22 protein-coding genes, 5 pseudogenes and 1 riboswitch are annotated in these 24,509 nt (G+C 68.3%); of the genes and pseudogenes, 14 read left to right on the top strand and 13 right to left on the bottom strand.

From position 1 onward, the window contains the following. The coding region (locus tag IE260_RS26170) for a helix-turn-helix domain-containing protein (protein WP_189875965.1) at positions 1–91 on the bottom strand (91 nt) is incomplete at its 3' end. Positions 92–118: 27 nt separating this feature from the next. Between IE260_RS26170 and tnpA the strand changes: the two genes are divergently transcribed. After that, positions 119–535, top strand: a complete 417-nt coding sequence (gene tnpA, locus IE260_RS26165; RefSeq protein WP_189875963.1) for an IS200/IS605 family transposase — start codon at positions 119–121, stop codon at positions 533–535. Between the two features lie 86 nt (positions 536–621). On the opposite strand, the gene IE260_RS26160 is transcribed toward tnpA, so the two are convergent. The 3 genes from IE260_RS26160 to IE260_RS26150 form a co-directional block, all read right to left on the bottom strand. After that, positions 622–840, bottom strand: a complete 219-nt coding sequence (locus tag IE260_RS26160) for a hypothetical protein (protein WP_229881277.1) — start codon at positions 838–840, stop codon at positions 622–624. A 247-nt stretch (positions 841–1,087) separates the two neighbouring features. Further along, the gene (gene xynA, locus IE260_RS26155) at positions 1,088–1,798 is read right to left on the bottom strand and encodes an endo-1,4-beta-xylanase XynA (RefSeq protein WP_189875961.1); all 711 of its coding nucleotides are present in this window, start codon (positions 1,796–1,798) and stop codon (positions 1,088–1,090) included. A 571-nt stretch (positions 1,799–2,369) separates the two neighbouring features. Next, positions 2,370–3,788, bottom strand: coding sequence for a non-reducing end alpha-L-arabinofuranosidase family hydrolase (locus IE260_RS26150; RefSeq protein WP_189875959.1), 1,419 nt, complete (start codon positions 3,786–3,788; stop codon positions 2,370–2,372). 1,040 nt (positions 3,789–4,828) lie between these two features. Here IE260_RS26150 and IE260_RS26145 point away from each other — a divergent pair. After that, positions 4,829–6,259, top strand: a complete 1,431-nt coding sequence (locus tag IE260_RS26145; RefSeq protein WP_189875957.1) for an endo-1,4-beta-xylanase — start codon at positions 4,829–4,831, stop codon at positions 6,257–6,259. Between the two features lie 181 nt (positions 6,260–6,440). Here the strand turns inward: IE260_RS26145 and IE260_RS42850 are convergent. After that, a pseudogene (locus IE260_RS42850) lies at positions 6,441–6,980 on the bottom strand (tetrahydrofolate dehydrogenase/cyclohydrolase catalytic domain-containing protein); the annotation flags it as partial. Between the two features lie 22 nt (positions 6,981–7,002). After that, positions 7,003–7,088: riboswitch (ZMP/ZTP riboswitch) on the bottom strand. 107 nt (positions 7,089–7,195) lie between these two features. After that, positions 7,196–7,378: a hypothetical protein gene (locus tag IE260_RS26135; protein WP_189875955.1), complete on the bottom strand. Its 183-nt coding sequence runs from the start codon at positions 7,376–7,378 to the stop codon at positions 7,196–7,198. A gap of 303 nt (positions 7,379–7,681) precedes the next feature. On the opposite strand from IE260_RS26135, the gene IE260_RS26130 reads away from it, so the two are divergent. Beyond that, positions 7,682–8,107, top strand: coding sequence for a DUF5959 family protein (locus IE260_RS26130; RefSeq protein ID WP_189875953.1), 426 nt, complete (start codon positions 7,682–7,684; stop codon positions 8,105–8,107). A gap of 106 nt (positions 8,108–8,213) precedes the next feature. Here the strand turns inward: IE260_RS26130 and IE260_RS42845 are convergent, their stop codons facing one another. Then, the gene (locus IE260_RS42845; protein WP_308434695.1) at positions 8,214–8,798 is read right to left on the bottom strand and encodes an amino acid permease; all 585 of its coding nucleotides are present in this window, start codon (positions 8,796–8,798) and stop codon (positions 8,214–8,216) included. Between the two features lie 93 nt (positions 8,799–8,891). Between IE260_RS42845 and IE260_RS26120 the strand changes: the two are divergent. Together IE260_RS26120 and IE260_RS26115 are read left to right on the top strand one after the other, a co-directional pair. Further along, positions 8,892–9,114 (top strand): annotated as a pseudogene (locus IE260_RS26120) (acetylxylan esterase); the annotation flags it as partial. A 132-nt stretch (positions 9,115–9,246) separates the two neighbouring features. Beyond that, positions 9,247–9,987, top strand: coding sequence for a cupin domain-containing protein (locus tag IE260_RS26115; RefSeq protein WP_189875951.1), 741 nt, complete (start codon positions 9,247–9,249; stop codon positions 9,985–9,987). A 31-nt stretch (positions 9,988–10,018) separates the two neighbouring features. On the opposite strand, the pseudogene IE260_RS26110 reads toward IE260_RS26115, so the two are convergent. Further along, positions 10,019–10,198: pseudogene (locus tag IE260_RS26110) on the bottom strand (glycine betaine ABC transporter substrate-binding protein); the annotation flags it as partial. A gap of 239 nt (positions 10,199–10,437) precedes the next feature. On the opposite strand from IE260_RS26110, the gene IE260_RS26105 reads away from it, so the two are divergent. Beyond that, on the top strand, positions 10,438–13,929 hold the full coding sequence (locus IE260_RS26105; protein ID WP_189875948.1) for a ThuA domain-containing protein: 3,492 nt from the start codon (positions 10,438–10,440) through the stop codon (positions 13,927–13,929). Positions 13,930–13,945: 16 nt separating this feature from the next. Further along, positions 13,946–14,830 carry a sugar phosphate isomerase/epimerase family protein gene (locus tag IE260_RS26100; protein ID WP_189875946.1) on the top strand — a complete coding sequence of 295 codons (885 nt, stop codon included), beginning with the start codon at positions 13,946–13,948 and terminating at the stop codon, positions 14,828–14,830. 194 nt (positions 14,831–15,024) lie between these two features. On the opposite strand, the gene IE260_RS26095 is transcribed toward IE260_RS26100, so the two are convergent. Genes IE260_RS26095 through IE260_RS26085 form a run of 3 tightly spaced genes read right to left on the bottom strand, consistent with a single transcriptional unit; the run spans position 15,025 to position 17,798 of the window. Next, entirely contained in the window at positions 15,025–15,870 is an 846-nt protein-coding gene (locus IE260_RS26095; protein WP_189875944.1) for an ABC transporter ATP-binding protein, read from the bottom strand. Next, positions 15,867–16,889: an ABC transporter substrate-binding protein gene (locus IE260_RS26090; RefSeq protein WP_189875942.1), complete on the bottom strand. Its 1,023-nt coding sequence runs from the start codon at positions 16,887–16,889 to the stop codon at positions 15,867–15,869. Before IE260_RS26090 ends, IE260_RS26095 begins: the two co-directional genes overlap by 4 nt. Before the next feature lie 45 nt (positions 16,890–16,934). Beyond that, on the bottom strand, positions 16,935–17,798 hold the full coding sequence (locus IE260_RS26085) for an ABC transporter permease (RefSeq protein WP_189875940.1): 864 nt from the start codon (positions 17,796–17,798) through the stop codon (positions 16,935–16,937). 178 nt (positions 17,799–17,976) lie between these two features. On the opposite strand from IE260_RS26085, the gene IE260_RS26080 reads away from it, so the two are divergent. From IE260_RS26080 to IE260_RS43145, 4 genes and pseudogenes are all read left to right on the top strand, one after another. Beyond that, complete coding sequence (locus IE260_RS26080) at positions 17,977–19,041, top strand: LacI family DNA-binding transcriptional regulator (RefSeq protein ID WP_229881274.1); 1,065 nt, start codon at positions 17,977–17,979, stop codon at positions 19,039–19,041. 55 nt (positions 19,042–19,096) lie between these two features. Continuing rightward, a pseudogene (locus IE260_RS26075) lies at positions 19,097–19,207 on the top strand (IS5/IS1182 family transposase); the annotation flags it as partial. Further along, positions 19,199–19,341, top strand: a pseudogene (locus IE260_RS26070) (MarR family transcriptional regulator); the annotation flags it as partial. The pseudogenes IE260_RS26075 and IE260_RS26070, both read left to right, overlap by 9 nt. Positions 19,342–19,986: 645 nt before the next feature. After that, positions 19,987–20,691: a DUF6207 family protein gene (locus IE260_RS43145; RefSeq protein ID WP_373303406.1), complete on the top strand. Its 705-nt coding sequence runs from the start codon at positions 19,987–19,989 to the stop codon at positions 20,689–20,691. Here the strand turns inward: IE260_RS43145 and IE260_RS26065 are convergent. Next, positions 20,597–20,830 (bottom strand): tautomerase family protein, encoded by a 234-nt coding sequence (locus tag IE260_RS26065; protein WP_229881271.1) that lies wholly within the window; start codon positions 20,828–20,830, stop codon positions 20,597–20,599. The two genes, IE260_RS43145 and IE260_RS26065, sit on opposite strands and share 95 nt — an antisense overlap. A 73-nt stretch (positions 20,831–20,903) precedes the next feature. Continuing rightward, positions 20,904–21,023 (bottom strand): hypothetical protein, encoded by a 120-nt coding sequence (locus IE260_RS41940; RefSeq protein WP_229881269.1) that lies wholly within the window; start codon positions 21,021–21,023, stop codon positions 20,904–20,906. On the opposite strand from IE260_RS41940, the gene IE260_RS26060 reads away from it, so the two are divergent. The 3 genes from IE260_RS26060 to IE260_RS26050 all read left to right on the top strand — a co-directional run bounded on the left by IE260_RS26060 (position 20,973) and on the right by IE260_RS26050 (position 24,487). Beyond that, on the top strand, positions 20,973–21,272 hold the full coding sequence (locus tag IE260_RS26060) for a hypothetical protein (RefSeq protein ID WP_189875938.1): 300 nt from the start codon (positions 20,973–20,975) through the stop codon (positions 21,270–21,272). The two genes, IE260_RS41940 and IE260_RS26060, sit on opposite strands and share 51 nt — an antisense overlap. 146 nt (positions 21,273–21,418) lie before the next feature. Continuing rightward, complete coding sequence (locus IE260_RS26055) at positions 21,419–23,302, top strand: ATP-binding cassette domain-containing protein (RefSeq protein ID WP_189875982.1); 1,884 nt, start codon at positions 21,419–21,421, stop codon at positions 23,300–23,302. 45 nt (positions 23,303–23,347) lie between these two features. Further along, on the top strand, positions 23,348–24,487 hold the full coding sequence (locus IE260_RS26050; RefSeq protein ID WP_189875936.1) for an NUDIX hydrolase: 1,140 nt from the start codon (positions 23,348–23,350) through the stop codon (positions 24,485–24,487). Positions 24,488–24,509: the final 22 nt, after the last annotated feature.

Below are 24,509 nucleotides of genomic sequence, written 5' to 3'. Positions count from 1 at the left end.
TCCACACCACGCGTGCGCATCCGAACGCACTGTCCAGCGCACGGCGCTGTGTGGCGTCCGGGTAGGCCCGGTAGTTGCAGCGGAGCTGCACGACAACGACATTACTACTATTGGTCTCATGGATGGGGAGAACGACTACAGGCGGGGCAGACACGTTGTTTCGGCGATGCATGTGCACTTGGTCTTCGTGACGAAGTACCGGCGCGGGGTGTTCAACGACGAGATGCTGACACGCTGCGAAGAGATCATGCGCAAGGTCTGCGAGGACTTCGATGCGGAGCTGAAGGAGTTCAACGGCGAACGCGATCACGTCCACCTGTTGGTGCACTACCCGCCCAAGGTCGCGGTCTCCAAGCTGGTCAACAGCCTCAAGGGCGTCTCCGCCCGCCGGATACGGCAGGAGTTCACCGGCCGGATCAACCGCGCCATCATGCATGGGCACCTGTGGTCGCCCTCATACTTCTCCGCATCGTGCGGCGGAGCACCGTTGGCGATTGTCCGCCAGTACATCGAGCAGCAACAACGTCCGCTCTGACGTGCACGTCAGAGCAGCCTTGAGATGCATTCATCCCCGGCGTGAACGCCGGGGCTTTCTGCAAGAGTCCCGGTAACAGGCCCTGACTAGACCTCGATGTAGGCGACGACGACCACGGTGCGCAGGGTGGTGACGAAGTAGAGGACGCGGGCCTGGTCGACGTCGTCGGTGTACTGGCGCCGCTGGGGGCCGGTGGTGTCGCCGGGGATCGGCTGGCCGATCTCGGGGTCGACGGAGATGACGACCAGGGTGCGGTCGAGGGCGTGGAGCGGTGCCGGAAGTGCCGCCTCCGTCAGCGTCACCACTGCTGCGGCCGTGGTACATCCAGAGTTCCGTGGAGGTGCCCCGGGCGGTGCGGCCAGTGAATCCATCACCGTCGATGTCCCCTGACGAGGCGATTTCATTCGGGGCCAGCCGCCGGTGCCACGCCGTTCGCTGTGTGGAGATGCTGTTTGTCGAATCGGTCGTCCCATTCGGCGGTGGCGAGTTCGCCACGGCTGCGGCATCCGCCACGAGGACGGAGCCCGCAGCCGGTTGCTCGGCGGACAGAGGTCAGCCGCTGACCGTGATGTCAGAGCTTCCGCTGCTCTGGTAACCCTCGGTGGCCATGATCATGTAGTACCTGAACTGACCCATGTTCATGCCCGCGCGCGCCCAGGCGTCGAAGTGGTTGCCGGTGGTGATGGTGCCGGAGCCGCTGGTCACCTTCGACTGCCGGACGCTCCAGTACTGGTCGAAGGTGCGGGTGCCCTCGACAGAGGGGGCGTTGTACCGCGTCGTCTTGTAGATGTCGTACGTGCCGCCGTCGCTGTGGACGGTGCCCCTGTACTCGCCGGTGGGTCGGTAGCTGCCCCAGTTGTCGACGATGTAGTACTCCACTAGCGGGTTCGACGTCCAGCCGTAGAGGCAGCCGTAGCCGTTGCCCGACGGGTTGAAGTAGCCGGTGTAGCGGACCGCCCTGCGCCCGCCGGTGCTCCAGCCCTTGCCGGCGACGAAGTTGCCACAGTTGGTCCACCGGGTGCTGTAGCTGCCGCCGCCCTTGAGCGTCATGGAGACGGAGCCGCCGCCGTCGGTCCAGAACGAGTAGTACATGCCGTCGTAGCCGGTCTGGTTGGTGGTGATGGTAGTGGCGGCGTGGGCGGTGCCGGGCAGCAGCAGTCCGGACGCGGTGGCGAGCGCGACGGTGCCGGCGCCGCCGAGGAAGCCTCGTCGACTCAAGCCGCTGGAGGGAGCGGAGTTCTGCTGAATCTGGTCCTGCTGCATGCGTCCTCCCGATGAAGGCTGGTGGGGGCGGGCGGCTTCTGCTGCCCGCGGCCTTGCACGGAACACGGCGGGGTCGCCCGTCGTCGTGCCGCAACGACCGACCGCCATCCCCGGTCACATGACGCGAGGGGAACGACGGTCTCCTGTCGTTCGGTGGCCACAGTCTTTGTAAGGCACATGACATAGTCAACACTTTCGACACTCTTTCGGAAATGTTTTCCGAACCAGAAGAGATCTCGGCCAGTACATCTTCACTGGTCAAGCTACGCCCGACGCGAACCTTCGCGAGGGATGGAATGAGATGGAGAGGGAACTCATCGCAAGCACGTGAACTATGATCGAAACTTTCGAACCGACTGGATCCGGTAGCGGGGTCCAAGCGCCTGGACCTCTTCGAAGACGGACCAGGGCGCGACAACGGCACCGGGGTGAGAGGAACCCCTGCCGCAGGACGGCTGGGGTTCCTCAAGGCGGTGAGTGTCGGTCAGCAGGGGGAATCGCCCATGCCATGAACAACTCGCCCACACGCCCGCAGACCGCACCACATCACGGTCACTGTGGACCGGGAAGGTCAGCGTTGCAGGGTGAGGACACCCGGCCGCCACGGCAGTCGGTTGTAGTCACCGCCCGCGGTGGGGGACTTTCCCTGGTAGAGGAACTGCAGGTTGCAGGGGTCGATGGTCATGGTCTGGTCGGGGTTGTTGCGGACCAGGTCACCGTGGCTGATGTCGTTGGTCCAGGTGGCACCGCTGTTGGCCTTGCCCGCGAAGGGGTTGCTCTCGGTGGCGGCCTGCGGGGTCCACGAGCCGCTCAGGCTGGAGGCCGTGAACGAGCGGAAGTAGCGCCCGTTCGCGCCCATCGCCTCGACGATCATCAGGTACTGGTTCTGGCCCTGAACCTTGTAGACCTGCGGCGCCTCGAACAGGTTGGCCTTCGTGTCGCTCATGATCGTCGTGTACGACGAGCCGAAGTTGCCCGGGAAGTTCCCGATCGGCATGCTCGCTCGGTAGATCTTGCCGTTGTCACCGGCGAAGAACAGGTACATGTTCTGGCCGTCGGCGATCAGGGTCTGGTCGATCGGTCCAGTGTCGGAGTCGGGGATGCTTCCGGTGAACAGCGGCTGCGGAGCGGACCAGCCGTTGGGGTTGGTCGGGTCGCTCGACGTGCGGTAGATGAAGGGCCAGGCACCCCACTGGTACGCCAGCACCCAGATGTTCTTCGGCTCGAAGTAGAACAGCGTGGGCGCCACCGCGGCCTGGCTCATCCCGGTCTGGCCGGCCGACGCCATGTCCGACCAGTTCGTGAAGGGACTGAACATCATCGAGCCGTACGACGTTCCCGAGAAGTTGGACGCGTAGACCAGGTGCTTGCCGTTGTGCGTCACGGTGGTGAAGTCCTTCACCGCGGCCCACCCGTTCGCCGGCTGCGCCAGCACACCCGTCGACGTCCACCGGTACGTCGACGGAAGAGAACACGCGCCGCCCCCCGGCGCGGACAGGCCGGTCCACTTCTGGTTGCTGCCACCGTTGCACGTCCCGATCTGCACCGCCGTGCCATTGGCCGTACCGGCGCCCGCAGCCTCGAGGCACAGCCCGGACTCCACGCCGACGACCGTGCCGTCGGAGTTCAGGCGCCACTGCTGGTTCGCACCGCCGGAACAGGTCCAGATCTGCACCCGGGTACCGGCCGTGGTGGCGTGGCCCGGAACGTCCAGGCACTTGTTGCCGTACACGGTGAGCTGGTTGCCGTCCGTCAACGTCCACTGCTGGTTGGTCCCGCCCCAGCAGTCGTAGATCTGCAGGTACGTGCCGTTGGTCTGGCTGGCGCCCGGCACATCGAGACACCGGCCGGAACCAGCACCGCGCAAGGCGCCGCTGGAGGCCGCCTGAGCTGGGGCGGCGACGAGCATCGCCGCCAACGCGGCCAGGGCCGCAACCACGGCGGCGAGCACCACAGACGGATGCCTGCGGCTGAAACTTGCTCTGTGCATGGGGACTTCCTCAACCTTGAGTAGGCGGTTCCGGTCGGCCTCGTCAGAGGTTGTCCGGACTGTCGGGGTGGTGCGGTGTAGTGCGGTGTGCGGCGGTCCGTGCCGGCGAACCGCCTGACGCGGACCGAACCGCCCAGCGCCGGGTTGGCACGATCGAAGAAGGCGGCGAGAACGAGATTGACAAGGCCATGACATACGCATAGGACACGACTCCCTGCGGCTCTGCGTCCGGACGGCGTGACCCGGAGTTGCTCTGCTGCGCAATGAAGCGACTCGACGTGTTCGTGATATCGGACAAAGGTCGAAGTGTCGAGCAACCTGAATGATAGGGACCCGGTGAACGGCGTCAATCCCTCTCGCATGTATCGCCATCAACGCCGAAACATTCTGAGCGGGGAAGCCGACGCTCTCGGCGGACCGCCGCTCCAAGCGGCATCCGCACACTCACTCCGGCCCCGACCCCAGCCCTACAACACGGCCGACGAGGGCGCCGTCCGGCTCACCGGGGATTCCGAAAGTTTCGAATGAGGAACGGAAATTTTTCTGCGGGAAGTATTGACGATCCATCATCAATCCCTCAATCATCCCTGTCTAGAAATGGGCCATGGTTCGCGCTTTCGAACTTCATCGGCCCTGGGCGATCCGTGCTGCACGGCAGATCCACGCACAGCTGTACGCCAGATCCGCGCACCACAGCACCTGCGCCACCCGTTTCGTTCCGGTGAGGTTCGCGCCAGCGCATGCTGCTCTTCGCGCAGTTGGAGAGGTACGCGACGCCGCGTGGCGGTCCCCCGGCTGAGCCGCGATGGAGTACCCGCATGCCTGTGTCGGAACACCCGCTGCCGCCCGCCGTACGTCACCCGACGGGCCGACCGTGTGCGGCCCGTGCCCGTTGAGATCGTCCCGGTCCCATGACCGCGGTGTCCGGTGATTCGTGCTGCCCGGGCTCCGGCCCGCCCCGTCCGTCTGCCGCGTGGGAGCGGACGACGCAATCCCCTGCGATTCAGTCCTTCCGTGATTTCTACCCTGGAGGCACAGTCATGGGCTCGTATGCCCTTCCCAGACCCGTTGTCGGCCGGAAGATCCGCGGCCTGCTGTTGGCGCTGCTCGTCGGCGTCCTCGGTGCGGCCGCCGCACTGGTCGCGCCGCCGACCGCACACGCCGCCGAGAGCACGCTCGGCGCCGCGGCCGCGCAGAGCGGCCGCTACTTCGGCACCGCCATCGCCTCGGGCAGGCTGGGCGACCCGGCGTACACGACGATCGCGAACCGCGAGTTCAATTCGGTGACGGCCGAGAATGAGATGAAGATCGACGCCACCGAACCGCAGCGCGGCCAGTTCAACTTCACCGCCGCTGACCGCGTCTACAACTGGGCCGTTCAGAACGGCAAGCAGGTGCGCGGTCACACCCTGGCCTGGCACTCCCAGCAGCCCGCCTGGATGCAGAGCCTCAGCGGCAGCACACTGCGCCAGGCGATGATCGACCACATCAACGGCGTGATGGGCCACTACAAGGGCAAGATCGCCCAGTGGGACGTCGTGAACGAGGCCTTCGCCGACGGCAGCACGGGCGCCCGGCGCGACTCCAACCTGCAGCGCACCGGCAACGACTGGATCGAGGTCGCCTTCCGCACCGCGCGCGCCGCCGACCCGGCCGCCAAGCTCTGCTACAACGACTACAACGTCGAGAACTGGACCTGGGCCAAGACCCAGGCCATGTACGCCATGGTCCGGGACTTCAAGCAGCGCGGCGTGCCGATCGATTGCGTCGGTTTCCAGGCGCACTTCAACAGCGGCAGCCCCTACAACAGCAACTTCCGCACCACCCTGCAGAACTTCGCCGCCCTCGGCGTCGACGTGGCCATCACCGAACTTGACATCCAGGGCGCCCCGGCCACGACCTACGCCAACGTGACCAACGACTGCCTGGCCGTCCCGCGCTGCCTCGGCATCACCGTCTGGGGTGTGCGCGACACCGACTCCTGGCGATCGCAGGACACGCCGCTGCTGTTCAACGGTGACGGCAGCAAGAAGCCCGCCTACACCGCCGTCCTCGACGCGCTCAACGGCGGTTCCACCATACCGCCTTGGGATTCCGGACCGATCAAGGGCGTCGGTTCGGGCCGCTGCCTGGACGTGCCCGGCACCAGCACCACCGATGGCACCCAGCTCCAGCTGTGGGACTGCAACAACGGCACCAACCAGCAGTGGACGTACACCGCCGCCGGCGAGCTCAGGGTCTACGGCAACAAGTGCCTGGACGCTGCCGGCACCGGCAACGGCACCAAGGTCCAGATCTACAGCTGCTGGGGCGGCGACAACCAGAAATGGCGCCTCAACTCCGACGGGTCCATCGTCGGCGTCCAGTCCGGCCGCTGCCTCGACGCCGTCGCAGGCGGCACCGCCAACGGCACCCTGATCCAGCTCTACTCCTGCTCGAACGGCAGCAACCAGCGCTGGACCCGCGCCTGATGGGGCCTGCCACCAAGGAACGGGTGAGTCCGCGCTGCGCCGTGCCCTCGCCACCGCCCCGGCCCGCCCCGCCTGGTACCCCGGCTGCGAAGCCCGCGTCCAGGCCGTCCGAGACCTCCACCCAGGTGCGGAGAAGCCCGGCGGCACGCCCGAACGAACCCTCCTCACCGGACTGGACCTCACCGACTCCGATGCCGAGGATGGCGCTGCGATCCACCACGACGGCGTGCTTGCCGGCGAGGTCGACGTCGTACGCCTCCAGCAGCCGCATGATCCCGCCCGGAGTGCAGGAGACGAAGCCCGGCAGACCGAAGCTCATCGCGGCGAAGGACTGCATGGTGACGCCGTCGACATCCTTCTGCGGAGCGATGGCCTCGAACGCCGCCCGCTCGTCGATGTGCCGGCCGCACGGGTGCTGGAGCAGGATGCCGTGCATGTCCGGATCGCCGGACAGACCGGCAAGGGTGTCAATCAGTTCGGCGGTCGTGGTCGTGGCGGGCAGACCGATATGCCGGGACTGGATGCCTGCCTTCGCACACCGCGCCCGTTTCATGCGGACGTACGTGGCCGACGCGGGATCCTCTCCCACCAGCACCGTCGCCAAACAGGGACTGGTCCCCGTGCGTCGTGAGATCTCCGCCGCCCTGGCAGCGGCCTCGTCGACGATGCGTTTGGCGAGGCCGGTGCCGTCCATGAGCCGGGCCGTCTGCGTCGCGGACATCGTTGCCCTCCAGGCGTTGCTGACCACTCGCCCAGGCGCCCGGCAACGACATCTCGTCAGACCGCTCCCCGGTGGTGCACCACCTCAGCGCCAGTCACGGCCCACACGGAACTGTAGTAGACGCAGATGACAAACGCCGCCGCTGGACGTGCACGAAGCCAACCAGGGGCCCGACCGCCGCAGGTCAGAGCCCTGCGCCGGGTAGCCGGCACCCGTCACCGTGGCCCGGCCTGAGCGACGCCGACGACGAGGGCGACCAGGACCCCGGCGCCGGTCAGGACCACCGTCAGCGGCCGGGCGAGCGCCGGGTGGCGGTGGACGAGGTAGCCGAGAGCCCCGAGGAAGAGCAGGCCGACAAGGAGCAGGAGCAGCACGACGAGCAGAGCGAGCGTGGACACGAGCGGTTCCCCCCAGGGTTCGGGCACGCGGCGGATCCGCGTGCAGTGGATGGCGGAGCGCGGACGCTCCTCAGCCCTTGCGTCTCGGGAGGCGTCCCGGACAGGGCGACGCCAGGGTCCTTGATGCAGGGGTTAGGCGCGCAACCCCGGCCTGACCAGCGCTTGACGGCAGCTGGCTCTCGGGCACCGGCCTGGCTTTCGCAACGTGACGGCGTTTCTCCGCCTGGGGCTGTGAGGTTCGCCCGAACCCTGATGAGGCAGGATGCACACGCCCGATCAGCACCAGAGAGAGCGAGGCCGGCGATGACCGAACCAGGCGCGGTGGACCTGATCCACTTGGAGGACGCGGATGGCGACCGCTGCATCGTTCGCGTAACCGGCCGCTACAAGCACGATGCGCTGACGACTAACGACGTTCTCCAGGCTGAGGTCTTGGCGCACGCCAGCTTCGTCGATGCCCGGCTAGAGCTCTATCTCTTCCAGCGGGACCTCGACGCTTGGCAGCAGGAGCTGACTGGCCTCGCTCCGGGCACGGGCGCGAGCATAGGTGGCCATCGCGGGCTGAATCTGGTTCTCCGCATGCAAGAGGACCGCTCTCTTGCCATAACAATCCTCGATCCTGACCGCCTTACTGCGCTGCTGTGGATCCAGCCGCAGGAGAACTGGATAGACGAGCACCAGGACCGACTGGAGCAGGTCCGGCAGACCTGGCCCAGTGAGGCCCCATGACCTACGAATGGCGTCCACCGCAGGAGAGCTGAGCGGTACCGCTTCGCCCCGCGAGACATCACGAGTTCAGCTTCAGTAGCAGGAGCCGTTGTCGGAGAGCTCGAGGCTAACCCCTGTGACCGACATTCCGCCCCAGCGGACCACCGTCCGGTCCTGCGGCCTGGGCGCCGACTCTGCGGCAATGCTGCTTTTCAGCTTCTCCCCGGCTGCTCTTCCCGAGACGCTTCGGCCCCTCCAAAAGAGGTGCGCCCCGTTGCCCCGTTTTCCGGGATGACCGCCGAAACACTGCCGCTACAGTAGCCGTCGGGTCGCCACCGTGGCCTCGCAGAAATCGCTCGAGTTCAAACGCATTGTCCGGCGAGACCCTGTTGACGATCACGCCGACACCATCACCAGGGTGGACATCCCCCATGCGGGCAGCGGCAGTTGGCGCGCTGAGTTTGCCCAGCGCGCGCGGCGCCTCGCCGTTGCGGGCGAGTCCGCGCAGCATCCGGCCGGTGGAGAACATGCCCGAGTTACAGGAGGAGAGGGCGGCGGTCAGCACGACGAAGTTCATGATGCCGGATGCCATCGGGATGCCGACCTGGGCGAAGAACTGCACGAAGGGGCTGGCACCCGGGGTGTAGTGGGTCCAGCTGAGGACGGACAGCAGGACGGTCAGGGAACCGACGTAGAAGATGACAGCCCGCACGGAGGGCCGTCGCCGCGTACAACGCGCTGGGTGGGAGCCGATCCGTGCTGTGTGCGGGCGCAGGTTCCGTGGAGGCGACGTTGATCACGACCTTTCGACGGCGTGCACTTCGCGGCGCGGGGCCGCGCGCCCACGCTGTTCTCCGTGGCGCTGGAGGACCGGATGTGCCCGCCGTCGACGGTTATCGCCGCGTTCAACACCTGTGCCCACGAGGACAAGCAGATCGAGGTCTTACGGCTTCGACGACAGCGAGGGCGGCGGCGTGTTCCAGGAGGCCGCGCAACTGCGCTGGCTGCCAGGGCGGCTGACGAACTGACATGTGTCTGCTCACGCACGGGCTCTTGACCGTCTCGCCGAGAGGGCCTAGCTTCCAGACAGAAAGCGCTTGCCGTACCGTTTTACGCCGTCGCCTCCCGGCCTGCACCCCGGGCGACCGAAGGAGTTTCCCATGGCGAGCAGGGCCGACACATCCGTCGCGTACGACGGCCTGCCCGGCGGGATCGGCGTCTCCCGGCTGCGGGTGTACGACTGGCCGGCCGCCGACGGCCTGCGCGGCGGCACGCCCCATGTTCATCTGAGCTGTTCGGAGGGGTACGCCGTGACCGGCGGCCGGGGCGCGGTGCAGACCCTGACGGCATCCGGGTTCGAGCAGACCGAGCTGACGCCGGGCGCGCTGGTGTGGTTCACGCCGGGCACGATCCACCGGCTGGTCAACGAGGGAGGCCTGACCATCGTCGTGCTGATGCAGAACTGCGGTCTGCCGGAGGCGGGCGACGCGGTCCTGACGCTGCCGCCCCATCTGCTTGCCGACCTCGTCGCCTACCGTGCGGCCATCGCTCTGCCGGAGGCGGGCTCCGAGGAGGAGTTGGAAGCGGCGGCCCGCCACCGCCGTGATCTGGCCCTTGAGGGTTTTGCGGCACTGCGCAAGGCGACCGAGGCCGGGGATCTGGAGCCGCTGGCGGCGTTCCACCGGGCCGCCGCGGCGCTGGTGCGGCCACTGGTCGGCCGGTGGCGCGGACGCTGGCAGGACGGGGCGGCCGCCGCGTCCGCGGCGACCGGCGCACAGCTCGACCGTCTCGAGCGCGGCGACGCGGACCATCTTGCGCAGGCGAGACTACGGACCGAACAGCCCACCGTCCGGGGCCGGTTCGGTATGTGCGGCCGCCTCGACGTGTACGACATCGGCTGAGCGACGGCGCCCCGGACCCGGCCCGGCCGCCTCACTCCCCCGAGGGCGCCAGGAGCTTCCTGGACTCCAGGTAGTCGCGCGCCACGTCCTCCGGCAGCCGCCGCCAGCTGTCGACCTGCTTGTTGAGCCGTGCCAGGTCGGCTGTGGTGAGGACGGTGTTGAGTGCGGCCAGTGCACGGGTGGCGCCCTGTCCGCCCGCCTCCAGACGGGACGTGGGCATGCCTCATGCGACTTTCGATCGCTCCGGGCAGGCTGAGCGCGATCCTTCGCGCATCGTCGGCAGTGGCCATGGCGCAACCGCACGACCCGCCACCGACAGGCCCCGGCTGCCGTGCCACACTGCGCGCTTCCGACCCATTGACCCCCCGCAACGCCGGACCCTACGCTGTGCGGCGTATTCAGAAAGCGCTTTCTCGCCCTGTAGCAGGACCTACCAGCACCGGGAGCGCCATGACTGATCACCACCCCAGACGGCATGAACGGCCCAGAGCCCTTGGCACCGCACTCTCCCCCGTCTCCGTCATCACCGCACTGCTGGCGCTGCTCCTCGGCCTCCTGGTGACCCTGTCACACCGTGCCGAAGCAGCGCCCTACCGCGTACTCGTCTTCTCCAAGGTCACCAACTTCACCCACGACTCGATCCCCGCCGGTATCGAGGCCGTCAAGAAGCTCGGCAGCGAGAACGGCTTCGAGGTCGAGGCCACCGACGACGCCTCGGCGTTCACGGACGCGAACCTTGCCCGCTTCCAGGCGATAGTCTTCAACAACACCAACTCCACCCCGGAGAGCGGCGATCTGCTCGACACCGCGCAGCGAGCCGCACTGCAGAAGTACATCCGGGGCGGCGGCGGATGGGTCGGCCTGCACGCCGCCTCCGCGAGCGAGCGCGACTGGGCCTGGTACGAGGGCCTGGTCGGCGCCATCTTCGACAAGCATCCGGCGGTGCAGACCGGCCGGATCAAGGTGCTCGACCGCTCGCACCCCTCCACCGAGAGCCTTCCCGAGCTCTGGGAGCGCACGGAGGAGTGGTACAACTGGCGCACCAACCCGACCGGCAAGGTGCACACGCTCGCGCAGGTCAAGGTGCGTGACGGGGTCACCGGCCTCGACGAGGGGGTCGACCAACCGTATTCCTGGTGCCAGAACTACGACGGCGGACGCTCCTGGTTCACCGCCGGCGGCCACGCCGATTCCGCCTTCCAGGAGCCGGAATTCCTGAAGCACCTACTGGGCGGCATCCAGTGGGCGGCGGGCAACAAGCCCGGTGACTGCACGGCCAGCAAGACCGGCGCCTTCCAGCGCACCCCGCTGGCCACCAGCGACCTCGCCGACCCCTTCGAGCTGGCCGTGGCGCCCGACCGCCGGGTCTTCTTCATCGAGCGCACCGGCAAGGTGAAGGTCATCGACCAGTCGACCCTCAAGGTCGCTACCGCGCTGGACTTCGAGTACACGCCCGAGATGACGAGTCAGTCGGACGGCCTGCTGGGACTCGCCCTCGACCCGGACTTCGGCGAGAACAACTGGCTGTACCTGCTGAACTCCGACAAGACCGAGAAACAGCTCAATGTCTCCCGCTTCACCGTCTCCGGCAGCACCATCGACCCGGCGTCCGAGAAGCGGCTGCTCACCATCCCCACTTTCCGCGGCGAGGGCCGGGCCAACTCCCACATGGCGGGCTCGCTCGCCTTCGACAAGGACGGCAGCCTGTATGTCGCCACCGGCGACAACACCGACCCGTTCGCGTCCGACGGCTTCACGCCGATCGACGAGGGCGAGGGGCGTCGCGCCTGGGACGCACAGGGCACCTCGGGCAACACCAACGACCTGCGGGGCAAGATCCTTCGCATCACCCCGAAGGACGACGGCACGTACACCGTGCCCGAGGGCAACCTCTTCGCGCCCGGCACCGAGAAGACCCGTGCCGAGATCTACGCCATGGGCATGCGCAACCCGTTCCGGATCACCACCGACCCCGTCAGCGGTGCGCTGCTGGTCGGCGACTACGGCCCCGACGCCCGTGCAGCCAGGCCCGACCGCGGGCCGGAGGGCACCGTCGAGTACCTGCGGATCACGAAGGCGGGCAACTTCGGCTGGCCGTACTGCGTCGGCAACAACACCCCGTTCAATGACTACGACTTCCAGACGCGGACCTCGGGACCGAAGTTCGACTGCGCGAACCCCGTCAACGACTCGCCGAACAACACGGGTCTGACGAATCTCCCGCCGGCTCAGCCGGCCACGGTCTGGTACGCCTACTCGGCCTCCGCCGAGTTCCCCGAACTCGGCACCGGTGGCGGCGGCCCCATGGGCGGCCCGGTCTACGACTACGACCCCGCCAACACCTACCCGGGCAAGTTCCCGGCGGCGTTCGAGGGCAAGTGGTTCAACTACGAACTGACCCGCAAGTGGTTCAAGACCTTCTCCATCCAGCAGCAGGACCAGACGTTCACCGACCCACGCTTCGAGCCGGTGAAGGCCGGGGACCTGCACTCCATCAACAGCGTCTTCGGTGACATGACGTGGAACCAGCCCTTCGACGCCGAGTTCGGGCCGGACGGCGCGATGTACGTCATCGACTTCGGACTCGGCAGCGGCACGGGCCGGGGCGGCAGCAACGAGGGCTCCGGCATCTACCGCATCGACTACGTGGCCCACAACCGGCTGCCCGCGGCCAAGGCGACGGCCACCCCCGACAGCGGTTCCGTCCCGCTGACCGTCCAGTTCTCCAGCGACGGCTCCGGACTGCCCGACGACAAGCCCGTGACGTACGCCTGGGACTTCGACGGCAACGGGACGACCGACTCGACCGAGGCGAACCCGACCCATGTGTACAAGGAGAAGGGCCGCTTCACCGCCCGGCTCACCGTCACCGGACCCGGCGACCTGACGGGCCTCGCCGTCCAGGACATCACCGTCGGCAACACCCGGCCCGAGGTCACCATCCAGCAGCCGCCGAACGGTGGGATGTTCAGCTTCGGCGACACCATCCCCTTCACCGTGAAGGTCAAGGACAAGGAGGACGGCGAACGGATCGACTGTTCCCGTGTCGTCGTGCAGTCGCAGCTCGGACACGACTCCCATCTCCACCCGCTGGACAACTACACCGGCTGCGCGGGCGAGATCGTGACCGACGCCGGTGACAGCCACGGCCCCGGCCAGAACCTCTACTACGGCATCACCGCCCAGTACGAGGACAAGGCGGCACCTGGCGTGCCCGCCCTGACCGGGTCGGCCTCGCTGACGCTGCGCACCAACTTCCGTGAGGCGGAGCACATGACATCGACCGGCGGAGCGCACGCCGGCGCGGTCGTGAGCAGCCGCACCGACGCCTCCGGCGGCAGTCGGCTCAGTGAGATCGAGCACGGCGACTGGATCAGCTTCGACCCGGTCAACCTCAAGGGCATCGACTCCGTGACCGTGGGGGCCGGTTCGGGCGGTATCGGCGGCACAGTGGAGTTCCGTGCCGGATCACCGACCGGCAAGCTGCTCGGCAAGGTGACCGTGCCGGCCACCGGCGGCTGGGGCAACGTCGTCTCCCCCACGACCGCACTGGCGGACCCGGGGGGCATGTCCAAGCTGTACGCGGTCTTCACCAACCCGAAGTGGGCCGCGGACAAGGCCGACCTGTTCGCCGTGGACTGGCTGCACTTCAACGGGCCCGGCGTGGAGAAGCGCCAAGGCGCCAAGGTGACCGTCACAGCCACGCCGGCCACCGGGAAAGCACCGCTCGCCGTCCAGTTGTCCGGCGGTGTCCGTCTGCCCGAGGGCCGTACCGCCGCCTCGTACCACTGGGACTTCGGCGACAACGCCCGGCCCGCGGGCGATGAGACCTCGAAAGCCACCCACACCTATGCCCGCCCGGGCACGTACACCGCCCGGCTCACGGTCACCGACGACAAGGGTGACACGACCACCGGCTCCGTCCGCATCAACGTCGGCTGACGTGAAGGAGATCCGAATGAACGGCACCAGACGCGCATTCCTCGGCAAGGCCCTCGGCGTCGCCGCCGCGGGCGTGGCTCTCACCGTTGCCGGTCCAGTCGCCCACGCCGCCGAGGCGAACGGCGCGGCCGCACAGCGCCACCGCCGCATCCCGCCCTCCGGAATCGGTATGCACCTCTTCACCATGCGCTCCGCGCTGGCGGCGGACTTCAAGGGGACGCTCGCCCGTCTCGCGGAGATCGGTTACGCGACGGTCGGCGTCAGCGGCCGGCACGGCAACAGCGCCGCCGCGATCCGCGCCATGCTCGACGAAACGCACCTGCGGGCGGTCCTGGAGCACGTGGGCTACGACACCGTACGGGGCAGCGGCCTGCCGCAGGCCCTCGACGACATCCGCACCCTCGGCGCCCGATGGATCGTCGTGCCCAGCCTCCCCGGGGCGATGCACACGCCGGCCGGGTTCCGGGAAGCGGCCAGGGAGTTCAACAAGGCGGGGCTCGCGGCCCGCGAGGCGGGGCTCGGCCCGCTGCTGTTCCACAACCACGGCGCGGACCACCAGGTGGTCGACGGCGAGAACCTGTACGAGATCCTGCTGCGGGAGACGGACCCCGACCTGGTCGGCTTCGAGCTGGACGTCTACTGGGCGGCGAAGGGCGGCAGCAGCGACCCGCAGGACCTGTTCGCGGAGCACCGTCGCCGCTTCCCGGCGCTGCACGTCAAGGACATGGACCCGAGCGGCGGCTTCGCCGATGTCGGCTCCGGGGTGCTGGACTTCGCGGCGATGTTCGACACGGCGCGCAGCGGTGGTGTGAAGCAGTGGCTGGTGGAGCACGACTCACCCACCGACCCGTTCGCCACCGCGCAGGACGGCTACACGTACCTGGCGAACCTGAGGTACTGACCGGCCCGTACGAAGGAGCCCCGCACCACTCCTGGGATGGTGCGGGGCTCCTCCGGGTCCGCAGGGGCCGCCCAATCCGGGACACGCGGATCGGCTGCAGTCACCTGGCGGACCTCAGGAACCGGCCGATGGACACGAAGGATCCCCGCACCACCCCCATGGATGGTGCGGGGCTCCTTCGCTCCCCGGACAGCTCAGTCCTGCGCGGAGACCGCGCCGAGCAGGCCGCGGATGTGGGTGGTGGCCTCCCGGAACTCGGGCCGCCCCATCGTCTCCGTGTAGTCGCGCTCCGGGGGCAGACCCACGTCGATGATCTCGGTGATGGTGCCGGGCCTGGGACTCATCACCACCACCCGGTCGGCGAGGTAGCAGGCCTCGGAGATGGAGTGGGTGACCAGGAGCACGGTGGTGCCGGTCTCCCGCCAGATACGGTTGAGTTCGGTGTTCATCTGCTCGCGGGTGAGCGCGTCGAGCGCGCCGAACGGCTCGTCCATGAGCAGGACGGGCGGCTCGTGCAGCAGGGCGCGGCACAGGGCGACACGCTGCTGCATACCGCCGGACAGTTCGTGCGGCAGCGCGTCCTCGAAGCCGCTCAGGCCAGTCATCGCGATCAGCTCGTCAGCGCGTCGCCGACCCAGCTCCGCTGGCATCTTCCGCATCTCCGCCTGCAGCAGGATGTTGCGGCGCGCCGAGCGCCACTCCAGCAGGGCCGCGCGCTGGAAGACGTAGCCGATGTCGTGCCGCGGACCCTGTACCCGCTCGCCGTTCAGCAGCACATCGCCCGTGGACGGCTTCAGCAGCCCCGCGACCAGCTTGAGCAGCGTCGACTTGCCGCATCCGGACGGGCCGACGATCGCGACGAACTGCCCCATGGGCACATCGAGATCGACGTCCGTCAGCGCGGTCACGTCACGGTTCCTGGTACGGAAGCGGACCGCAACGTCCTTGATGCCGACCGCCGCTGTGGTGCCGGACCCACTGCTTCGTCCGTCCTTGGTCACTGCCGGCTCCCGCACGGTGGTGTTCCTGGGCATCCTCATCCCTTCATCGCGGTGGCGCTGTCCCAGTACTCGGCCACGGCCTTGGGGCTGCCCACTAGTCCGGCCTCGGCGAAGACGTCGATGGTCTGCTGCCAGTCGGCCTCGGTGTTGACTCCCGGCGCCTTTCCCTGCGTCGACTGGGTGTGCAGGAGAGTGAGCGTCGTGGCGAACTGCTCGGACAGGACCTGCTTCGGCGGGAGCTGCTCACTCGCGCCCTCCATCGAGGCGACGGCCGGCTCCGGTGCCTTCTCCGCGGCAGCGAACGACTCGCTGACCGCCTTCGCCATGCGCTCGGCGAGGTCCTCATTGCCGGTGATGACCTTCTGGCCGGCGATGAGGCCGTTGGAGTAGAAGTTCAGCCCGTTCTCGGAGAAGCGCAGATACGAGACCGGCTTCTTGGCCTTGTTTTGCATGGTGGGGCCCTGGTCGCTGGCGTAACCGAGCAGTCCGTCGGTCTTGCCGGAGATCACGGCGGCGATCTTGCCGGCTGGGTCGGTGTTCTGGACCTTGACGTCGGACTCGGCAAGACCGTTCTTCTTCAGGAAGATCGGGAATGTCTTGGAGAGTGCGTCGCCGGCGGTGCCCGCGATGGTCCTCCCCTTGAGATCGGCGGGGCTTGTGATGCCCTGCGACTCGAAGGACTGCACCGACGCCGGAGTGGTCTGCAGGAAGACGCCGAGGCTCTTGACCTTGACGCCCGCGTCAACACCGGACAGGACGGCGGGCGTGTCGGCCCAGCCGAAGTCGGTCTGTCCGGCACCGGTCGCCTGCACCGTCTTCTGGGAGCCCTGGCCGGCGCGGATCTCGATGTCGATGCCGTACTTCTCGAAGATCTTCTGCTGCTTGCCGTAGTAGAACGGCGCGTGTTCGCCGTACGGGTACCAGTTGAGCGTCAGCGTCACCTTCTCCAGTTCCTTGCCGGAGGAGCTGGTCGAGGTGTCCGAGCCGTCCTCCCCGCAGGCCGTGGCGACCAAGAGCAGCGGTACGAGGCCGGTCAGAAGCAGTCTGCGCGCAGTCATGGCTGGTCCTTCTTGTCAGCTTGGGACATGTGGCCGGTCATCGGGTCAGTACGTGGTGGTGACGCCGGTCTCGCGGCGGCTGGCGTGCCACGGGAGCAGCAGCTTCTCGGTGACCTCGACGAGGACGAAGAGGACGACGCCGATCAGGGACATCACCAGCAGGCCGGCGAAGAGCATCGGGGTGTCAAGGTTGCCGTTGGCCTGGAGGATCACATAGCCGAGCCCCTCGTTGGCGCCGACGAACTCGCCGACGACCGCACCCGTCACGGCGAGCGTCACCGCGACCTTGAGGCCGGAGAACAGATGTGGCAGCGAGGCGGGCATGCGGATCTTGACAAAAGTCTGCCAGGGGCTCGCGCCCATGGTCGAGGAGAGCTGGAGCATCTCCGGGTCGACCGCCTTGAGTCCCGTCACCATGGAGATGACGACGGGGAAGAAGGCGATCAGCACCGCGATGAGGATCTTCGGTGCGATGCCGAAGCCCAGCCACACGACGAACAGCGGGGCGATGGCGATCTTCGGCACGACCTGGGCGAACAGCAGGATCGGGTAGAGGGTCTTCTCAACGGTCGCCGAGTAGACCATCACGACGGCGGCGAACACCCCGACGACGAGGGCGATCAGGAAGCCGAGGAGCGTCTCGTAGGTGGTCACCCATGTGTGCTGCCAGATGTAGTCGGGCTTCCCGGTCAGTACGTCGAAGGTCTCTCCGGGCGAGGGGACGAGGTAGGGCTCGACCAGCTCGGCGGCGGCGATCACCCACCAGGCGGCGAAGCACGCGAGCAGAAGGGCGACGGGACGCCAGCTCTGCTCGAGCAGCCGCGACGCCCGCTCCCCCGCGCTCGGGCTGTTCCGCCTGTCGACTCCCGCTACCTGCACGGGTGGTGCCTTGATGGCGCTCTGACTCACGGTCAACTCCTGGGTCTCCGGAGCAGTCAGGAAGAGCTGTCCGGATCGGCCGGGTGCATCGAGTTCTCTGCCTCTGAGGGAAAACGCTTTCAGAAAGCGCTTTCTGATACAGTATGGCCACGCTATTGAGTGCCAGTCCGCACGGTCAATAGGTCGTCCCCAAGTTTCGGGGGGTAAAGTGAGTGAACTGGAATCACAGGCTCATGCGACGCTGGACGCCGTCGCCCGCAGAGCGGGCGTGTCCCTCGCAACGGCGTCACGAGCCCTGAACGGCACCACCCGCGTCCGCGAGGACCTGCGCTGCCGGGTACGCGCGGCCGCCGACCAACTGGGCTACATCCCCAACGCCCACGCCCAAGCACTCGCCAGTGCGTCGAACAACACCGTGGGCCTGATCTGCCACGACGTGGGCGACCCCTACTTCGCCGCGATCGCCGACGGCGTGATGCGCGCCGCCGCGGAGAAGGACCTGCTGGTGATGCTGGCCAGCACCTTCCGCGAACCGGCCCGCGAGATCGCCTACGTCTCCACACTGCGCGCCCAGCGGGCCCGCGCCATCCTGCTGATCGGCTCCGGCTTCCAGGACCGGACCTGGGAGCGGGCGCTCGCCGCGGAACTCGAGCCGTACGTGCGGGCGGGCGGACGCGTCGCGGTCGTCAGCCGGCACCGCAGCCTACGGGTCGACGCCGTACTGCCGGAGAACCGGGGCGGCGCCTCGGCCCTGGCCAGGGCGCTGCTCGACCTGGGGCATCGGGAGTTCGCGGTACTCACCGGACCGCCTTCGCTGACCACGGTCTCCGACCGGCTCGCCGGCTTCCGGGCCGAACTGGCGCGGGCCGGTGTCACACTGCCGCCCGAACGGATCGTGCACGGGCCCTTCACCCGCGAAGGCGGGTACACGGCGGCACGAGCGCTGCTCGCCCGCGGCGAACGGCCCACCTGCGTCTTCGCGGTGACCGACGTGATGGCCGTGGGCGCGCTCGCCGCCTTCCGGGAACAGGGCGTACGCGTGCCGGAGGACATCTCACTGGCCGGTTTCGACGACATCCCCCTCGTGCGGGAACTCTCCCCGCCGCTCACGACGGTGGCCCTGCCGCTCACCGCCATGGGGCAGGAGGTGATGGCGCTCGCCCTGCGCGAGCCGCGCGGGCCCCGGTCACGGGTGCTGAGGATGGGCGGTGAGGTCGTCCTGCGCGCAAGCGTCGCTCCCCCACTGTGTGATGTGCCGGTTCGGTGTCAGTGAAAAGGCGTCAGTGAAAGGGCGTCAGGTTGGGGTGTTTCACTGGTCGGGCCACATGCGTCTTGTCGTCGTGGTCGGCCGGCCTCTGCCGGGCAACCGGCACGACTCCCGCGGCTGGGAGGAGTCCGGCGCCAAGGCCGCCGTCGGCAACACCACGATCGCCGACGGAGCCCGACGCCTGGACCGTCCGACCTCGGCGATCACGCGTGAGGTGATGCGCAACGCGGCCCCACCGCCTACCTCACCGACTTGGTCCACCGCGCCACCGAACGCCGCGCCCACCGGCGCAGGCCCGCACAGCCTGCAGCGGCCCGGCAATGGGTGAGAAGCCGCCAGGGCGCCAGTGGCAAGCCAACCGCAGACCAGTCGTCAACACCCAGCCCGCAAGTGCCGCGGCCGGCCAGCGGCGATCGTGAAGAATCGGTCAGCGGCGCCCGGACTGCTTCGACCACCCCGCGTCGACCTCGCAGAAGGCGAGCTGAGTCGTCCGGCCAGTAGGGTGTCGCGGACGACGGCGGCCTGGGCCGTGGCCGCGGCGCAAACGCCGCGGGCGGCGAGGCGCCATAGCTGTACTCGAGGGAGCGTTGCCAGCAATCAAGCTCCCGCTGTTGTTGCCGGGCAAGGAGTCCGTATCGGCAGTCCCGCGCGGCGTGCGATCGGGGCGCGGGACCGCCCATGCCCTGCTGTCCTGTCCGAGCCGGGCACTGAAACCGTACAAAGGAATGGCGGGGTCGCGCACATGTGCCAGTGCAAGAGTGTGACGCCGTTCAATTGTCCAGTGCTGTTTCTAAGGCCCGCCCGAACCGTTCCCCAGTCGCCTCCACCCACCACCCGGGCGCGCCGCGGGCAGGAAGTTGAAGCCTGCCTGCGCACCTCTGCCGCCGAGAACTCGCGTCGCAGGCACTCACCGAGGGTGCCGATACCTCGCAAGGGACACCGTCCTGCCATGTGGAGTCTTCCGACCGAACCCATATCTCACAGCCGGGGCTGATCGTCGTGGACGTCGCTGCTGCCGACGACCGCACTACGCCGGCGTTTCAGGAGTCGTTCACCGCCCTCTGGGCGACCGGTCTCGCAGGCGGACCGCATCACCCGGGATTCGGGTCGCCTTGGCCAGCACCTGCGCTGCTCCGTGGCCATGCGGCAGCGGACCGTCGCCCAGGAATGCACGGTAAGGATTCTGCCCTGCGCGCCGGTGCCCAAAAGGCACAGCCCTGCCCGACGGGCTGCTGCGCGACGTGGATATGCGGGCGCCTGAAGCCGTGTCTGGAGCACGCCCAGGCCGACGGGCCGGAGGTACCGGTGCCCGGTATCCGGCCAGGGCCCATGACGGTGCGGCTGCTTGATGCAAAGGTGCTGGATCGGACGATCCGAAGCACTGTTCGCTCCGTGGTGCGCGGCGTCATGGTGAAGCTGTCGGTGGTGACCTCGGCGAACGAAGGCTCCGGCTCCTCCTCGACGGCGTCGGCGGCGGTCGCAGGGTCCTCGACGGGTGCACTCGACGCGCCCCGCCGCTCGGGCGGCGGGGCTTCTTCGCGTGTCCGGGCTTCAGCGTCGATCATGAACTTCGAGGCTGGCCTCGCATGGCCTTCACTTCCTCGGCCTTCCTCGCCGTGCCACCAATCGCCCACTCGGCACTCGGGGTCTCAGTAATGAACGCGTGCGTAGCCTGGCGCATCGGCTCGCCCGCGATCTCGATGAGTGCTTCAGAAAGGCGTTCCACCATCTGGCGCTTCTCCTCGTGAGTGAAGGCGCCCTCGATGACCTTGATCTCCACGACAGGCATGGTCATGCCCTTCCTTCCGACTGTGCCTGTTATGAAGCTAAGGCGGCTGCCACGGCCGCCGCGCAATGTACGGACCCATTCAGCGCAAGAGAGCTATGCCGCCCCGCCGCCTTCTCGGGTGAGGGTACGTCGAGCCTCGCTTCGGCTGATGCCTGACCTGTTTCCCCGCGTTCCAGCAGCCGCCGACGTGCACCTGCACGGGCGGACTGTCTCGATTCAGCCCCTGCTCCAGCAGCCAGTCGGGCGGCGCCGGCCGGTCATGAATGCCGCGCTGCCGCTCGCGTTCTCGCTGCTCGGCTACGGCGATGGCCTGCCGTACCTCGTCGAGGGCGAGGGCGAGCCAGGTCTCCAGGGTGCGGAGACGGGACAGCTCGAAATCTCATCCGCCACAGGCGTTGCAAGCGTCGGCGATTCGGCCATTGTGGGCCACCGCGCAGCCGCGAGGTAGCGGGCCGAGGGGCGTACAGACCGTGCGGCGCAAGGGGTCCAAGCCGTCCGGAATCGAGCGCGTTCGAATCCCGGTCCATGTCGTTAAGCCGTGCACTGCCGAGCCATCCAGGTACGGCGCCGACCTCATGGAGGGACCAGGTGACTGTGACTGCCGCCTCGACGAGAACTCCCGAGACGCCTCCCCCTCCCCCGCCGGCCACCATCAGCTTCGAGGGCAAGTTCGGCAAGAACCCGCTGGAGGACGCCGGCTTTGGGGCGATGTGCCGACGCTTGCCCTCTGTATTGGCCCACACCGCGCGCAAGGCGTGGGCCGTCGACAGGGCTGGCTTCGTTCTCCTCCTGGTATGCCAGGTGCTCACCGGCGTCGCCGCCGCTGTCGTCCTGGCCTCCACCGCCCGTGCCATGACGCACGTCCTCGGCAGCGGCACCGTTTCCGAACGTCTGCACGGTGCGGTCCCCGCCTTGATCGTGGTGACCCTGGCCGCGGGCGCCGGCCGTATCTGCAGCCTCCTGTCGTCGTACGCGGACGGACGCATCACTCCCCTGCTGACCACCGAAGCCGACGTCGCGCTCGTCTCCGCCGTGCTGCGTGTGGAGTCGTCCGCCTACGGGAGGGACGGTTTTGCCGACCAGCAGGAGGCGGCCGAGATCGGCGTCACCCGCACCCGCCTGATGGTGCAGGACGCGCAGCGGTTCATGTCCGCCCTGATCCGCATGATCGCCGCCGGCGGGGTCATCACCGCGCTGCACCCGCTGATGCTGCCAGTGCTGCTCCTGGCCGTGCTGCCCGCCGGCGTCGGAGCCGTGCTGTCGGCCCGCGTCGACTACCGCACGCACTTCCTCAACATCGGTGACCGCAACGTACGGGCCATGATGCGCAGCTGGGCCACCCACGCCCGCTTCGGCGACGAGGTCCGCGCCAACGGGATGACCGGCTACCAGATCTACTGGTACCAAGCCCTCTCCGACCGCATCGACCGACGCACTCTCGACGCGGCGCCGCAGATGCTGCGGATCCAGTTGTCCACCAGCGCCCTGGGCGGCTTCTTCCTGATGTGCACCTGGGCCACCCTGGCCGGCCTCGCCCTCACCGGTCGTATCGCGCTGCCCGTCGCGGCCACCGCGGTGGTCGCTGTCCAGACCGCGCTCGCCGCGCTGGCCCAGGTCGTCATCAACGGCGCCGCCCTGTTCCACACCTCGCTCTACCTCGCCGACATGCGGGCCTTCCTCGACCTCGCACGCGAGCGCGCTCCGAAGCGGGGTGAGCTGACCATTCCGGAGCGGGTCGACGAGATCCGTATCGAGGAGGCCGTCTACCACTACCCCGGCAAGGAGGATCCGGCCGTCGCAGGAATCTCCTTGACTCTGCGCCGCGGGGAGATCCTGGCCGTCGTCGGCGCGAACGGTTCCGGCAAGTCCACCCTGACCAGACTCATCACCGGGATCGTGCTCGCCGACAAAGGACGCGTCCTGTGGGACGGCATCGATCTCGCCGACGCAGACCCCGGCTCCGTGTGGAGCCGCACCTCACTCGTCCCGCAGAACTTCGCGTGCTGGCCGTTGCGGGCCCGCGAGAACATCACCCTGGGCCAGCCCCGCGCCCACGACGACAAGCCGGTGTGGGACGCCATCGACGCCGTCGGCATGCGCGAGGAGATCGAGAAGCTGCCCCGCCAACTCGACACCCTCCTGGCCCGAGAGCTGTTCGGCGGCGCCGAACTGTCGGGCGGCCAATGGCAGCGGCTCGTATGTGGCCGCGCGCTGTACCGGCAGACGCCACTCATGATCCTGGACGAACCCACCTCCCAGATGGACGCCCGCGGCGAACACGCGATCTTCACGCAGATCAAGCGCCTCGCACCCCAGCGCGTGACGATCGTCGTCACCCACCAGCTGGAGAACACCCGGCTCGCCGACCGCATCCTCGTGATGGACAAAGGCCGCGTCATCGAGCAGGGCACGTACGACGACCTGGTGGGCGCCGGCGGCCAGTTCGCCGAGCTCGTCGCCCTGGCCAAGGACCGCTGACCCCCTACGGAATCGAGACACCCACGTCCTGAAAGGCGAAGCCACGTGACCTCTCCCGCCTCCCCTTCGGATCAGGTTGCACCGCGGGCTGCCCTCTCGGCAGCGCGATACGCCGCGTCCCGGCACGCGATGTGGCTCGGCGCCGCCGCGATCGTCACCGACCAGGTCGGCCGCGTCCTGCTGGTCCACCCGACCTACCGCGAGGACGACCGGTGGCTGCTGCCTGGAGGAGTCGTCGAACCCGGTGAACACCCGCACGTCGCCTGCCGACGCGAGATCACCGAGGAACTGGGGCTGCCGGACCTGCCCCTGGCGGGCGTGCTCGCCGTCCACTCCCTCTCGCCGCACCACCCCGACATCAAGCCGGGCATGCCCTGCCCAGGAGAGATCCGTTACGTCTTTGACGGCGGAACCCTCACCCCCGCCCAGGCGAAGGCGATCCGACTGCCTCGCGAGGAGCTGTCCGAGTTCGCCTTCCTCGAAAGCCGGGACGCGGTACAGCGGCTGCGCCCCGTGGACGGGCAGATCATGCTCGCCGCCTACCGGGCCCGGCTCGGGAACACCGCCACCGCCCACCTCGCCGACGGCCGGCACATCCGCGACGTCCCGCCGCTGGACCGCCATGACGTCCACGTCCGCTACCGGCCCCTGTGGGACAGCCCCCTCAACCGTGCCCCTGTGCCCGAGCGGCTCCCCGTGCAGCAAGCCTGGGCGTGGTGCTTCGTTTCCGACGGCCGGATCGTCCTCGTTGCCGACCCCGGCCCCCGGGGCGCACCACCGACGCTGCCCGGCGGCACCGTGGAGAAGACCGACAGGACGCCCGAGGACGCCCTCTACCGCGAAGCCGCCGAGGAAGCCCAGCTCACCCTGACCGACCCGGTGCGACTGGGCTGGGTGCTGGATCAGGCTGGCGAGGTCTACGGCGGAGTGGGGGCCAACGCCTGGCTCCGTCTGGCCGCCCGGGTCACCTTCATCGGGCCGGCGGCCGTCGACCCCGACACCGGCCACCCCTTCCCACGCCTGCTCGCCCCCCCTGCCCAGGCAGCCGCCCTCCTGGGATGGGGCCCGCCAGGAGCGCGGCAAGCCCGACTCGCCGCCGAGACAGCCCAAGAGCGCTGGAGCCTGCCCACCCCTCGCCCCACCGCCATCGAGGAAGTTCCTGTGGAGGGGATGCGGCTGAGCTGACAAACGACCGCCCCTCCTCGAC

It is taken from the genome of Streptomyces viridiviolaceus (genome assembly GCF_014650995.1).
GTDB lineage: Bacteria > Actinomycetota > Actinomycetes > Streptomycetales > Streptomycetaceae > Streptomyces > Streptomyces viridiviolaceus.
The sequence above is the reverse complement of the archived record's forward strand: the minus strand, read 5'-3'. Positions and strand labels throughout refer to the sequence as shown.

What these genes read in the sequence shown, in the direction of transcription:
- tnpA (WP_189875963.1), top strand. Translation starts at nt 119, where the DNA reads ATGGATGGGGAGAACGACTACAGGCGGGGCAGACACGTTGTTTCGGCG.
- xynA (WP_189875961.1), bottom strand. Translation starts at nt 1,798, where the DNA reads ATGCAGCAGGACCAGATTCAGCAGAACTCCGCTCCCTCCAGCGGCTTG.
- IE260_RS26150 (WP_189875959.1), bottom strand. Translation starts at nt 3,788, where the DNA reads ATGCACAGAGCAAGTTTCAGCCGCAGGCATCCGTCTGTGGTGCTCGCC.
- IE260_RS26145 (WP_189875957.1), top strand. Translation starts at nt 4,829, where the DNA reads ATGGGCTCGTATGCCCTTCCCAGACCCGTTGTCGGCCGGAAGATCCGC.
- IE260_RS26130 (WP_189875953.1), top strand. Translation starts at nt 7,682, where the DNA reads ATGACCGAACCAGGCGCGGTGGACCTGATCCACTTGGAGGACGCGGAT.
- IE260_RS26115 (WP_189875951.1), top strand. Translation starts at nt 9,247, where the DNA reads ATGGCGAGCAGGGCCGACACATCCGTCGCGTACGACGGCCTGCCCGGC.
- IE260_RS26105 (WP_189875948.1), top strand. Translation starts at nt 10,438, where the DNA reads ATGACTGATCACCACCCCAGACGGCATGAACGGCCCAGAGCCCTTGGC.
- IE260_RS26100 (WP_189875946.1), top strand. Translation starts at nt 13,946, where the DNA reads ATGAACGGCACCAGACGCGCATTCCTCGGCAAGGCCCTCGGCGTCGCC.
- IE260_RS26095 (WP_189875944.1), bottom strand. Translation starts at nt 15,870, where the DNA reads ATGAGGATGCCCAGGAACACCACCGTGCGGGAGCCGGCAGTGACCAAG.
- IE260_RS26090 (WP_189875942.1), bottom strand. Translation starts at nt 16,889, where the DNA reads ATGACTGCGCGCAGACTGCTTCTGACCGGCCTCGTACCGCTGCTCTTG.
- IE260_RS26065 (WP_229881271.1), bottom strand. Translation starts at nt 20,830, where the DNA reads ATGACCATGCCTGTCGTGGAGATCAAGGTCATCGAGGGCGCCTTCACT.
- IE260_RS26060 (WP_189875938.1), top strand. Translation starts at nt 20,973, where the DNA reads ATGCCTGACCTGTTTCCCCGCGTTCCAGCAGCCGCCGACGTGCACCTG.